6 protein-coding genes and 1 pseudogene are annotated in these 13435 nt (G+C 54.1%); all 7 read right to left on the minus strand.

Features of this window, described 5'->3' with window-relative positions:
• Window positions 1-276 precede the first annotated feature (276 nt).
• The 7 genes and pseudogenes from GHN92_RS11875 to GHN92_RS11905 all read right to left on the minus strand — a co-directional run bounded on the left by GHN92_RS11875 (window position 277) and on the right by GHN92_RS11905 (window position 13292).
• Window positions 277-3555, minus strand: coding sequence for a DEAD/DEAH box helicase family protein (locus tag GHN92_RS11875; protein WP_153380224.1), 3279 nt, complete (start codon window positions 3553-3555; stop codon window positions 277-279).
• A gap of 1 nt (window position 3556) precedes the next feature.
• On the minus strand, window positions 3557-6901 hold the full coding sequence (locus GHN92_RS11880) for a DNA methyltransferase (RefSeq protein WP_153380226.1): 3345 nt from the start codon (window positions 6899-6901) through the stop codon (window positions 3557-3559).
• 20 nt (window positions 6902-6921) lie between these two features.
• A complete protein-coding gene (gene fic, locus GHN92_RS11885) occupies window positions 6922-8043 on the minus strand; it encodes a protein adenylyltransferase Fic (RefSeq protein ID WP_153380228.1) in 1122 nt (373 codons plus the stop codon).
• 177 nt (window positions 8044-8220) lie between these two features.
• Window positions 8221-11121: an SNF2-related protein gene (locus GHN92_RS11890; RefSeq protein WP_153380230.1), complete on the minus strand. Its 2901-nt coding sequence runs from the start codon at window positions 11119-11121 to the stop codon at window positions 8221-8223.
• 126 nt (window positions 11122-11247) lie between these two features.
• Window positions 11248-11489, minus strand: a pseudogene (locus GHN92_RS11895) (hypothetical protein).
• A 205-nt stretch (window positions 11490-11694) separates the two neighbouring features.
• The gene (locus tag GHN92_RS11900; RefSeq protein WP_153380232.1) at window positions 11695-12192 is read right to left on the minus strand and encodes a JAB domain-containing protein; all 498 of its coding nucleotides are present in this window, start codon (window positions 12190-12192) and stop codon (window positions 11695-11697) included.
• Window positions 12193-12323: 131 nt separating this feature from the next.
• On the minus strand, window positions 12324-13292 hold the full coding sequence (locus tag GHN92_RS11905; protein WP_153380234.1) for a DUF932 domain-containing protein: 969 nt from the start codon (window positions 13290-13292) through the stop codon (window positions 12324-12326).
• Window positions 13293-13435: the final 143 nt, after the last annotated feature.

The raw sequence follows: 13435 nt of genomic DNA on the forward strand, positions 1-13435 counted from the left end.
AAGCCTTGTCTGTCTGAGTGGCCAGCCAGGTAGAGCATGCAATCGCTATGGTCTAATGCGATATCGTTCAACAGCATGGAGCCTGAACGTATACCTTTTTCAGCCCTTGAGTGTCGAGCAGGATCAGCCATTCAGCCACCATCACGGAGCCAAGGTGGTGCGACGCCATTTTTCCTCCGTAGATTGTTCGCGATGACCATTTCATTCTGGTGTTAGAGCTTTTTGATCATTGAAGTGAAGGGCGAGGGGCTTCACTTCAATGACTGCAATAAAGTCTTAAGGCAGCACCAATGCCATTACTTTACTGATGTAGTCCGGCTCTCCAATGAAGAAGACATGCAGAGCGTTCAAATCAGGTACCGGCAGACCTTGTTGGCTCCACAGATGTTCGATCCGCATGCGGTTTGTGCTCGGCGACAGGATGATCGACTCCAGCTTCACGCCTGGATCACTCAAGCGCGCTTCCAGATCCTTAATGTTCTGCGAGAGCTGAATTTTGTCGCTGCCGGGACCTTCGTGTTCTAGCCCATGAGGATCAATGAAACAGATGCGTTGGCTGCCATCCGCCTTCAGGCACCAGAGTATGAAGTCAGGATAAAAATTACCGGCCTCAAAGAAGCCAACGCCCTGCTTGACCAAGTTACGCAGCAGGAAAATACGCTCCCCGCGTTCGGCAAGGGTTGCTTCGTTGGCTTCCAGCCATAGGCGCAAATCGTCGACGAATCGGAACTCGGACTTATTGAGGGCGACGGGTTGGATCTTCACTTTCTCACTGGATAGCAGTGGCTCGTAGAGGTGAGCGGCAAGCTTTAAGCCTTGTACGTGCCCATGATCACGCCAGCCAACTTGAGTGAGCTCTTCCTTCAGCGCCTTGATGTCGTCGATTAGGTATTGCTCGGTGGCCTCGACGATCAGGTGGTAGTTAATGTCGTCAGCCGGCAGATTATCGTTGTCGCGGGTCAGCAGAACCAGCTCCATGCGGGGATCGAGGTATTTCCGCTTTTGGTGATTGAAGCAGCGCTCCAGCGCGCCGCTGAGTAGCTCGAATGCGATCGACTGCCAGTGGCGCAGGTTTGCCATCGAAGGTGTCCACCAATGCGCTGGCACCAGGATGCGATACCAGTCTGGGGTATCCAGCAGCGGGCGTAACGTGTCAGCTTTTACGATGACGTTGTCCAGGTGTCGCTGGCGGCGGAAGCGCTCCAGATCGAACCATAGCTTGTCCCAGTCGAGCATCGACAGGCGCAGGGCATCGAAGTGGCGCGGTGGGTTATCGACCGCCTCAGGGGCCTGGCCCATGACCTCTTTGGCCTGGATCATCTGCAGGCGTGGGAAGCGATCAACCACCAATGGCGCTCCTCCCTTGGTCAAGCCAGGCGGGAGGGCTCCGATACTCAGATCCACGATGGGGCCATGTTTACGGAAGTCGTACTGCTCTTGGGTGTCCTTGCGGAACTTGGAACGGAGGATCTTCAGCTTCTGGCCAAAGTCGTGGGTGACGTTGAGGGTGATTTCCTCAACATGAGGTGCATCGTTCGGCGGTAGGCCTTCGCTTTCTAGGAAGTCGCGGAAGGTTGCCATGAAGTCGGCTTGCACACCGAATACGTTCAGCGTTTCCAGGAAATGAATATCCTTTGGTGGATTCACCGGTTGATAGCGGCTGGTACGCATCAGGCTCATTTCTTTGCCTTTTAGGCGCACTCCACGTCCGAACAGCTGAATGATCTGTGCGCCTTCGCTCTGGCCCATGCGCATAAGGCCCAGGCTGGACACCCGCCAGCAGTCCCAGCCTTCGATGAACTTCTTCGAGCCGACCAGCATGTGAATGGGAGAGGTTGGTTTATGTACGTCTCCAAATACGGGCTCTCCAAACTCGCTGGGGCGCACCTCGGCTAGGGACTGCTTGTTTTCCAGTTCTTCCTGAACGTGTTTGGCCAGCGCAGCAGCATCGCCGACGTTGATTACGCCAAAGGGTTGGTCGGCTTCGCCAACCTTCAACAGCAACTCGCCGCTGTCGCCTTTCACGCGTTCTACCACCAAGTGACCGCCGCCAGGGGCATGGAACAGGCGCTGGCAGATGTCGGAATAGAACTGTGCTGCGCTTTGCTTCAAGCCTTTCAGGTAAGGGAACGACTGCACGAAGATATCGCGCCCTTGGGCATCGAGCAGGCCCGTCTGCTGGCTATTGCCGTTGAGCACGGTATGGATGAGGGTGGTAAAGGCTTCACGGTGGGCAAGAAAGCGTGCAAGGAAGTCGAGGATCTGCGCCACATCGGATGGCGATACGCTTTCCTCATCGACCTTGCGCCCGGTGACGCTGGCACCGACAAAGACCCACAACGGCTTTTCCAGGTTGTAGCCGGTGTAGCGATTGCCTGCCTCGGTGAACATGCGCAGTTGCTGATAAAATCCCAGCAGGGCTGCGGTCAGGTAGGTGTCCTTGTGGGCCAGCTCGTCCCTAGGCAGGTTGAAAATGCGGTAGTCCTTGCCATAACCGTCCGCATAGAAGTAGCGGTAGCTGTAATCGAACAGCACTGCTTTGGCGTAGCTCTCGGCCAGCACTCGGTCGTTGGCAGCCTTGACTGCCTGCTTGAAAGTGGCGGAGTACTCGAAGGTGAAACCCTTGGCCGCCAGCTTGTCGCGCTTACTTTTCCAGTCGCTGCCGCTCATGCCACGGTGGCCTTCGTCCACCAGCAGTAGGTTGGCATCGCCAAAGCTGTCAACGGCCATCTGTTTGACCTTCTGCTGGTCCGCCAGTTTGGTGATTTCGGTCAGCAACGGCACATCAAGGGCATTTTGCCCGCGTGAAATAAGGTCGCTTTCCTGGCGCAGCGGCTCCGGATAGAAGCCGTTCTCGCGCAGCTCACGCTCGTGCTGTTCGGACAGGCGTTCGTTCGGCGACAGCACAATGACCCGGCTGAAAACATCGGCCTGCCCGGTTGCACGCGCATGATGGGCAAACTGCAGTAAATTCACGTGCATGAGCAACGTTTTACCGCTGCCAGTGGCGTTTTGAAGGCAGAGCTTGTTGAGGTCTTCAACAGCGTAAGCGCCGATGCCCGTTTCGCGCCCTAGGCCTTGGTGGTGCTGGTTGAAACTCTCGATAAACTCATTAAGCGCCGCACACAGACCCTGACGGTCATTGAAGTAGCGGTCGAGGTAGATTTCAACAAACAGCAGAGTCAGCCACTGGAAGTATTTCCAGGCGATTTCTCCCTTGTGTTTGCGCCGGGCATTGATGGTCCGCGTATGCGCCACCAGGTTGGCGTCGTAACGCTCCAGCTCAACCGGGGTTAGTGTCGCATTGGTGGGCAAGTGCGTGATCAGCTTTGCCAGAAAGCGATGTTTGCCGTCAGGGCCGATGCCCGGCTCGGTGCTACGCAGCGATTTGGCGATTAACTCCAGTGGCCGCACCGGGCGGCCTTCATCCTTGTGAGTCACCAACGGATCGATGCCAAACAAGCTGATGAGATACTGATTCAGTACCAAAGCATCCTGAAAGTGGCTGGCTACCAGCGGCGGTTGAACTTTGCTTTTACGTGGGGCGCGAGCCATCTCAAGCGTCCTCCCACATGCGCTGGGCGAAGGTCTCTTCGATCAGACGCACGCGTGTAGCGGCATTGCCATCGCTGGGCAGGGCATGGTTACCGTTGACGTAGATATAGGCGAACTCGCTTTCACGCGGGTTGATGTCGCGCTTGTTCAGCCAGGCTTCCAAGGCGGCTTGATCGCGACCTGAGTCGCCGGTCAGCTTGCGCCAGATCACCAGCACACGCTCACGCGACAAGTCGTCGCCAGGCACGCTGAAGATGTGGCCCTCCACGGCACGGAACCAGAATTCACCGTCGTTACGTTCCTTGATGGCTGTTGAGCGCCAGCGCGTACTCTGGTCTTTGGGTAGCTCCGGGTCGGTCTCATGCACCAGTTCAATGGCATAGTGGCGCGGCTGATCGAGGTGGGCGACATGCAGGCCGATCAACCAGTTGAAGGTTTCCACCAAATCGATGGTTTTCTCCACTTGGGCGTCGCTGCCAGGCTGCTTGACCTTGAGTTTGTAGGACGTGGGGTCAGTAAACTCACGCACATTGAGCAAGCTCGGGCTACCGGCGGTTTCGAACTCCAGCCAGTACTTGAGCAGGTAGTCGCGAGCCATCTCGTTGGATTCGGGCGAGCCGACATTTAGACGCGGAGTGTCTGGCAATTGCAGATTGTTTAACGTGTCTTCAAACGATTCAAGTCGAATATATTTTAGACAGTGACTTACACTGTCTCGAGTGACCGGCTTGCCTTCTTGCCAAGTTTGAGAGTAGATATTTTTTTTAACTCTTGGGAGCAGCACCGTATCGAAATGAGTTCCCTGTTCGATAAGTATGTACTTTCTCTCTATATTGTCTTCGCGAAATAGTTTAATTGCTGCGTGAGCTGTGGTTCCTGATCCTCCAAAGAAGTCGAGTATTACTTTGCTGTCCTTGACCATGGATGCTAGGTATTTGACAAGGTCTACTGGTTTTGGAAAGAAGGGGTAGTCTAGCCCTGCATCCTCTAAGAAGGCGCTTGTGGATTGCGTGGTACCAACCGAATGAATTATCGATGTGACGTAACCACCGTCGGCAGCTCGCTCTTTTATTGACTCAATTGCCCCGGTGCTTGTAAGACTGAATCGGGTTTTTTGACCTTTTTGGTCTAGAATTGGCTGCATGTCATTTTTGATAAACTCTTCGCATTGAGCTTTAGAACTCCACCCACTTCGAGCAGAAACAGGATCACGAGTCTTAGAGCTCTCTACGATTACGTCACGGTCAAAAATTGGCCAGCCGGACCTTCCTGATCTCGTTGCACTTATTACTCCAGACTCAAACGAGCATGGAAAACCTGCCGGTATGTCTATTGTACTAGCAGGGTTTTTAGGGCCGTTCTTTACGATAGTATTTACTATTGCTGCATTAAAAACTTTACTGTCTGTGCTCAGGCCTGGCTCTATAATAGGTGGCGATGTAAACTTTCGCTCGCATTTTGCGTAGAGCAGAATATGCTCATGGGCAATCTTAACTTTTGCCTGGTTATCAAAATTCCCATCTGTTTTCCAGATGAAATTTGCGAGGGAATTATCAGCTCCGAATATGTTGTCCAGGGTAAGTGAGAGCCTTGTATGCTCATTTTCATCGCAGCTGATAAAAAAACCTGCTGTTTGTTTTAGCGTTTTGATGGACTCTAATACACGGTCATTGATCATCGATAACCATGAGGATGTACGATACCCGTCCTTGTAAGGGAATCCATCTTTGCCTGTGTTGTATGGTGGATCTATATAGATGCAGTCAACTTGAGATTCTAAGCGGTTGCTTAGTAAAGTGAGGCCTTGGTAGTTGTCGGAGTGAACCAATAGTCCTGTGCATTCGTTATCAATGTCGTTTATGCCTGAAGTTAAACGATACTTAAATGAAGGGGCGAACCACTGCGTGTCTAAAATAAGATTTTTGTTGTTCTTTAAGAAGTTGGCAGTGAGCGGAATGCTATAGCCTGGCTGCTCGTTGTCGGAATGTATCTCATCAATGGCGAAAAGCTTTACCCACTCTTCACGCTGCTGCTCATTGGTTGCGATTTCTTGATAGAAACTTTCCGGGATACGATCCAGAGTGATGCAGTACTGGGTTTCAACAACAAATTTTTTCTTAAGCCAGAGCTTTTTCTGAAAGTCTTCGAGTTGGGCGAGAAAGTCGACAATACGACGTGCAATCTTGCGCAGTACGCGCAATTTTTTCAGGTATTCATCCACGCGTGGAGCATCGGCGGCCTCGATGTCGTCGAGGCGGATGATCTCGTTCTTGATGTAAAAATCTAGCTCGCGGCGCAGGAAACCACCCAAGTTCTTATGGATGAAGTAGTCCATGGTATTACGGGCAGTGAACTGGCCCAGGTATTTACCCAGTAGCGTGCGAGTGGGCTGTTTATCGGTGGGGGCTGGCGCAAATAGTGGCTGCTCAAAGGCGCGATGCTCAGGGTATTTGAATACCAGGTTGGCGAGCTGTTCGCCTACTACCTGTTCAGCCTCCGCTAGACGTTTCTGTTGCCAGGTGCCGGCTTGGCCGGACTTCGTGCTGTCGGGGCGGTAGTCGAATTGTACGGTGAGCTCCGGTAGCCCTTTATCGTTGGTTTCCAGCTTCAGCGGTTCTGCCGCGTGGATGATAAAGAAGCGCTCTTGGCCTTCCTTGACATTGTTGTGTTCACTCTCTGCCGCCGCAGCCAGGCGGAAATTTACCTTTAATGGGGTTGTGGTTGCTGGCTGGAACTCGAAGCCGCTTTGTGGGCCCTGTTCTTTGGCCAGGGCTGCGGTGAGGTCGAAAGTGAAGTTGCTGAGTGCCTCGCTCGACTTTATGTAGTACTGGTCTTTGTTGGCCCAGTGCAACATAACCTCACGGCCATCGTAGGGCACAGCATAGGGAGCTGCACGGCTGTCGTTTTCGGCGACGAAGTAGCGCTTCGACATGAAGTCGCCCTTGTCGTAATAGCGGCTGAAGAAGCGGTACAGGTGTTCGTACACCTGGGCATCGTCAGCCAGTACGCCGCCACCATCGCGTGCGTGCTGCTGGGCAAGCTCGTATTCCTTACCGACCTTGGTGCCGCGATATTCAGGCTTTAGCTCTCCTGTGGGCAGGAAGGAGTCTTCCCCCAGTGTCTCGCTGACTTTCACTCGGGCGGCTTCTAGAGCGTCGTGGGCATTACTTTGCGATTGGCCAGCAAAGTGGGCATCGATTTCGCTACCTAACTCGGTATCGATAAAGGCTTTGATCTGCGCGCTACGGGCGTGAAGAATGCGGTACAGGCCGAAATCGAGCTCAGGCTGGTTGAGCTGGAAGAGGTCACCCAGCAGCGCTATAAATTGATTTTTTTGCTTGCTCATTTGTGTTTCTCAAAAGTTGATCAGGCGTAGGGCTTGAATTCGTTGCTGTCGTGGATAAGTAACTGCATTAGCTTGGGATGGATAAAGAGTTTTTCCTTGCCAACCTGCACCTCTTGCAGAATGCCAATGGCGACCAGCTCTTTGAGGTAGCGAGAGGCGGCTTGACGCTGAGCAATCTGCTTGTCGACGACGTTGCTGATGCGGCAGTAGGGCTGCTCAAAAATCACGTCCACCAGCTCGCGGGAATAGATTTTCGGCAGATGCTCGCGAACAAACTGGGTGGTGTGCTCGGACAGGCTGCGGATGGCGGCAATTTTGGTGCCGGTCCACCGGGCGGTTTCTTCCACGGCGCTGAGCATGTACAGCAGCCAGGGCTCCCAGGCTTGATCGCGGGTAACATCGAGCAGCAGTCGGTAGTAATCGGCTCTATGCGCAAGGAAGTAACGGCTAAGGTAGAGAATCGGTAGATTCAGCAGACCTTCCTGGATCAGGTACAGGGTATTGAGCACCCGCCCGGTACGGCCATTGCCGTCGGTGAACGGGTGAATGGCTTCGAACTGATAATGGCCAACGGCCATGCGCACCAGTGGGTCCAGGTCAGTCTCGTTTTGCAGGAAACGCTCCCAGTTAGCGAGCATGTCACGCAAGCGATCTTCTCCCTCCGGTGGGGTGTAGATGATCTCGCCAGTGCGGTCATTGGCCAGCTGGGTACCAGGCACCCAGCGTATATCCATGTTCATGCCCTTAAGCGTGCGACAAATTTCGACTGCTGTGCCAGCGGAGAGTGGGCGCTCGGCCAGCGACCGGTAGCCATGATCCAGAGCCTTGCGGTAGCGCAGGGCTTCGTTAGTCGCAGGGTCTGCATGGTTGTCGCCATCCTGGGCATGCTGGAAGAGCAAATCCGTGGTGGTGACGATACTTTCGATCTCCGAGCTGTCCTTGGCTTCCAGCAATGGGATGGTATTGATCAGCATCTTCTGGTTAGGGATCAGCTCCGCCGCCTGTTTTAATTCGGCCAAGGCTGTGCGCGCCTTAATACAGAGTTTGAGCACTGCGCGGGTTTCAAGCTCGGCTGCCGGTGGCAAGAGCGGAAGCTGGTTATAGGGCTTGTCGGCCAACCATGGGAGGTGGGATGCAGTCATGGTTAGGAGCCTGGTACTTGGGTATCCCTAAAGGCAAGGGCGCTAATCAGAGCGCCCTTTTCATGGTGTGAGTGTAAACATGTGCGCTTTACGTGTCGCTATTTTTTGATTTCTGCGACATGTTTTGTTGTTGTGTCGCTGGTTGCGACATTTTTGCGAAAAGTTCTTCGCGACATATCAGGCGACTACCCACCGAACGGTAAAGAGCGCATGAGTACGGCTGGAACGGTGCAGGCGTTTCTCAAGTGCCTCTATGAGTGCATCGCGACGCGCTTCGATCTCGTCCTCCACGGAGAAGATATCTTGGCGCTGGCGGCGTTGTTCCCCTTCCACCTTGCGAACATCGTCCTGGAGACGGCGTGCTTCGTCCATGCTCTGAGCGCTACGGGCTTGCCGCTTTAGGTCTTTCAGCTTGAGCTTGGTGTCCTGTAGTACCCGTTCGGCAGCGAGGATGCGGTCTTCCGCCCAGGCATCCAGTTTTTCACGCTCCTGCTGGAAGAATTTGTCGTTTTGCTCCAGCGCCTGGCTCAATGCTGCGTCGAGCTGGCGACGGGCGTTGCCATGCAGATCATCTGGGGGGGTGGCATGGGCTGGCTCGGTTGTGGCAGAAAGCTGGAAGAGCTTTTCGCAGGTTTCCTGGTCAAGCAACTCGCCGCTGTCTGCCATTGCGGTGAATACCAGGTGTTCCTCATGCTGGAAGCTGTCGAGCTCCAGCAAGTTGAGTTGCAGCCAGCCCTGCTGACCGACCAGTTGCTCGATGACGCTGATACGCGGGTTACGGCTTTCCAGCCATTGCGCATAATTGAAGCGCAGAGTAGCTTTGGGGGCAGGAGCATTGCGTCCTTGATCTAATACGTATTCGCCCAATGGGTGCGTCAGACGGTAGATTCGAGTGTTTTCAATCTGAGCTTGTTTTGCCAGCTCGCCCTTGCGAATGAGCTGGTAGTGCCCGGTTGCGATCTGGGGGAGGGGCGGTAGGCTAAGGTCAAAAGTAAGTAACTTGCTGTCGAACCTTGCCTGTTCTGCCAGGATGTACTGGGTCAGCTGCCAAAAAAGACGTGTGATTCTATCTAGTTGGCTTTCAGCGCGTTCTTTGTGGGTTTTGAGCAGGCTGTGGATGTCTGCGTCGAAATTTTCCAACAGAAGCTTTTCAGTTTCCAGCATGCGTGCCTGGATATCCGCATCCAGTTCTGCGCGGAGGCTGGCGAAAGCGGAGTCGATCTCTTGAGGCGTGCGGCAGCGGTCGTAGATTTCGGCAATGCGTTTCTCGAAGTCGATGCCGACTTCGATCCTGCCGAGTACTTGGTCAGACGCACCGAAGACACCATCGAACAGCTGAAACTTGTCCTGCAGTAGCTCCAATACGCGCTGGTCTGCGGCATTGCGTTGGTTTAGAAAATTGATCACAACCACGTCAAAGCGCTGCCCGTAACGATGGCAGCGACCGATGCGTTGCTCTACGCGCTGGGGATTCCAAGGTAGGTCGTAGTTCACCACTAGGGAACAGAACTGCAGGTTCACACCTTCGGCGGCAGCCTCGGTGGCAATCAGGATCTCGGCACTATCTCGGAAGTGATCGATCAGTGCGGTGCGGCGGTCGATGGCGGGGGAGCCGGTGACTCGATCGCTGCCATGGTAGCGAGCCAGCCAGCGCTGATAGATGCCGGTAGCGGCTTCACCCTGATTGCCACCGCTGAAAGTGACAATCTTGCCAGCGTGACCATGAGCTTCGAGAAAACGGGCCAAGTATTCCTGGGTGCGGCGAGATTCAGTGAAGATCACGGCCTTACGCGGCGCGCCCATGCCAGACATACGTGCGAAGCCTTGCTCCAACGCGTTCAGCAGGGCGAAGGATTTTTGGTCTTCACGAATGTTGTGAGCGATCTCGATATAAACATCGAGCTCTGCGATTTCTTTACTCAGCAGATCGAAGTCGACTTTGTTGGATGACTCGTGGGCCTCATAGTTGGCAGACTCTTCCGCTGCTTCGAGAAGGTCTTCCTCTAGGTCGTCTTCTTCTATCAGGTGCTCGAACCATTCCTCATCGATGCTCTGGCGGTCCAGCAATTTCTGCAGGCGTGCTTTGATGGCTTGTAGTGTGGCGACGACAGCTTCCGTGGACGAGGCCAACAGCTTGCGCAGAATAAGGGCCACGAGATGCTTCTGGCGCTGTGGGAAACCGTGGCTGAAGTCGCGGTGCAGATACGCGGAGATGAGGTCGTAAAGCCTCTGCTCGTCATCGCTCGGGGTAAATGGTGTGGTCAGCGCATGGCGCTGGGTATAGGGCACGTACTCAAGTACATCCCTACGCAGGGTGCGCTTGATAAAGTGTTGCAAACGACGGCGTAAAGCTGCCAGGTCACCATCAGTGTTGTTGTACTGAGCACGAAAGCTGCGCTCATCGCCGAAGATGTCCTCGTCAATCAGCGAGCTGAGACCATACAGCTCCATGAGTGAGTTCTGCAGCGGTGTGGCAGTTAGTAAGAGCTTGCGTCGCCCGGCCAGTGAGCGCTTGAGGGACTGCCCCGTTTCGTTGCTTTTCCGGTGGGCATTACGCAGCTTGTGGGCTTCATCGATGACGACTAAATCCCAGGGAATATTGCTTAGCTGCTCCTCCATACGCGCAGCGAAGTGGAGTGACATGATGCTGATAACGTCGCGGTCCAACGGATCGTAAATACCGTCTTGGCGAAGCTGCTTCCAGGTGCGGGCATCCAGCACTTGGGCGGGCAAATTGAATTTGTCGGAAAGCTCTTGCGCCCATTGCTTGCGCAGTGCCGCAGGGCAGATAACCAAGAGGCGGCGACGGCGTTCGGCCCATAGCTGTCCTAAGACCAGGGCGGCTTCAATCGTTTTACCCAGACCGACTTCATCAGCCAGCATCACGCCTTTGCTCAGTGGGTTTTGCAGGGCAAAAAGGGCGGCATCAATCTGATGAGGGTTGAGGTCGACACTGGCATCGAAAAGCGACTGGGAAAGCCGGTCCTCCTCGCTGGCTGCACGGCGACGTGTTAGCTCCCAAGCAAAATACTTGGCGTGGTGAGGGGTGAGCGTACCTTTCGATTCAATAGTCGGCATTGATTGCTCTCTGTTGTTCCTATTAGCCCGTTTTGCTTTTAGGTGTCTGGATATGCAGACTTTTAGATAAAGCGACTATAGCCAGTGGGCCGGGAGTTCGAGGGCATAGTTTTTGGCTACCCTCTCTTAGGCAGTCAGTATTTCTTGGTATCAGCAGACTGCCACGTTGAGCGGCGATCCAACAGGCATTTCAGCTCACTTAGATTGTGCATCCCCAAACGATGGAGGTTGCCCCAGCTCGGGATACCAAAAGGGTTGTAAATCACTACGGTAGCGTCACGCTCACTGGTTAGGCGCTTGTTGCCTGTCAGCTTTTCGGCGGCTTCCTCGGCGTCATCTCGGTCGTCGTAAGTACTGAGTAACTTCATGGGGGCCTTGAGTTGAGGTTTTGAGAAATTGTACTAGCTGCTATTGCTTCCATGCCTATCCCTTAAAGGCCATTTGTTCCGTATCACCTCATTTCAGCGCGGATAACACAAAAAAAAGAAGCTTTTATTTCAGGCCCTATGTGCCGATGATCACCCCAGGATTGGCCCAGGGTGGTCTGTCGGGCAGGATGATTAAGCTCTTGGGTTAATAGCTGCCTTGGTCGGCCAGTGATATGCAGCCTTCACGGCCCACCACTACATGATCCAATGTCTGAGCGCCAATCATGTTGAGAGCATTCTTGAGGGTAATGGTCAGTGCACAATTGGCCTGGCGGGGCTCGGGATCGCTAGACGGACGGTTGTGCACTAGGATCACGGCTGCTGCGTTATGTTCCAGGGAGATCTTGACCGCCTCTCGAGGTGAAACGCAGGCAACTTCCAATTCACCCCTGAATAGTTCCTTAAAGCCTATAACCCGGTACTCGGTATCGAGCAGTAACAAAGCAAAGACTTCGTAATCATGGAATTGCAGCAGGGTTTGTAGGTGACTGAAGACGAGTTTACGCTCGGTCAACGCCCGTCCTTTAGACAGACGATACATCGCGAGTTGTTGAGCCATCTGCAGGATGTCGGCCTCGGTAACCTGTGACTCCATGACATAGGTATCGGACATTTCACCGGCTTTGAGCTTGGGATATTTCATGCTGGTATTCCTATCCGAGCGCGTGAAAGCACTGGAGGCTGGGTGGCGCAGTTACTAGAGGCTGGGGCGGGATTAAATGATTCCGAGCCCCCTGAAGGCGAGAGCGCTTGGCAGTGGAGTGGCTAGATGGTTCACGCAACGAGTTGTAAGGCTGCATTGAGTGCCTTCTGTTTTATTACTGCACCTTGCCCAAACCATGCTGAATCCATTCGATACTCAGAGCTCCTGGCACGCTTTTCATGATCCACATATTCAGTCACGGCGTTTAGCAAGCCCCATGCTGTTCCGCGAGCGGATGCCATATCAGATCCTCTGCCTTTACCTTCGTAGAGGTTTTGTACCTTCTCCATAGCTCGTTTGTTGGGCAGTACATTGGGAATGGGGTCATGCGCGCTGGTGTCGCAAAGTACGTTCATAAAGAAGCCCATGGCCTCAGGCCACTTAACCTTACGTTCAGCGAGCGCGCGCATCCGGTACATGAATTCGTCCCATTGCGAGACGGCGATGCCCAGTTGTTTTTTGACCGTGCACGGATCAAAGCGGGTGCTGTGCGGCACCTTGATGGAGTGAGTGGCGCCGTTCAGGGAAATGCTCAAGGTGTTGTTGCAAACCACACGCACGGTGGTAGGCGTCGCGGTAGTGGCCAGTGTGCCGTCGCAGGAGGTAGCCAACAGCAGATAGCCGTTGACGTGATCATTGCCCTTCAGGGCAGTTGCCTGACCGGTTCTGGCGAGTGCCCAGAACTTGCGACCACCCTTGAGCACGCCAGCGGTTTCCAACTCGTAACCCGAGAACTCCGTTAGGTCTCGATAGAACTCCAACACTTCACGAGGCTGCACGACCTGATAGCGATGCGAGACCACCGATAACGGCGCTTTGGTATCGGAGCGATACAGCACCTTTTGTTCCGGGAACGAGTGAATACTGCCCAGATGGCCAGCAGCCTCGGCCTTGAAATGAACCGGGCTGTCCTGAATCTGCCAATGCATGCCCGCTTCACGCTGCCAGATTTCCAGCGGTTGGTGCGGCGACAAAGCAGAACCCACGCCATGCCAAGGCGTAGCGCCAACGTAAGCCATTTGTTCAATAAGATGAGCCATGGGAAAGATTCCTTTAGACGCAGGTCGGCATAAGCGCTGCGCAAAACGCAGCACGGGCCGGGATTAATTGTAACTGATCCATAAACCTCACCTATCCAAACAGGCGGCGTCTGAGGTGGGGAGGAATCAAATCATGCTGGCGC

It is taken from the genome of Pseudomonas sp. FSL R10-2964 (assembly GCF_009600035.1).
GTDB classification, from domain to species: Bacteria; Pseudomonadota; Gammaproteobacteria; order Pseudomonadales; family Pseudomonadaceae; genus Aquipseudomonas; species Aquipseudomonas bubulae.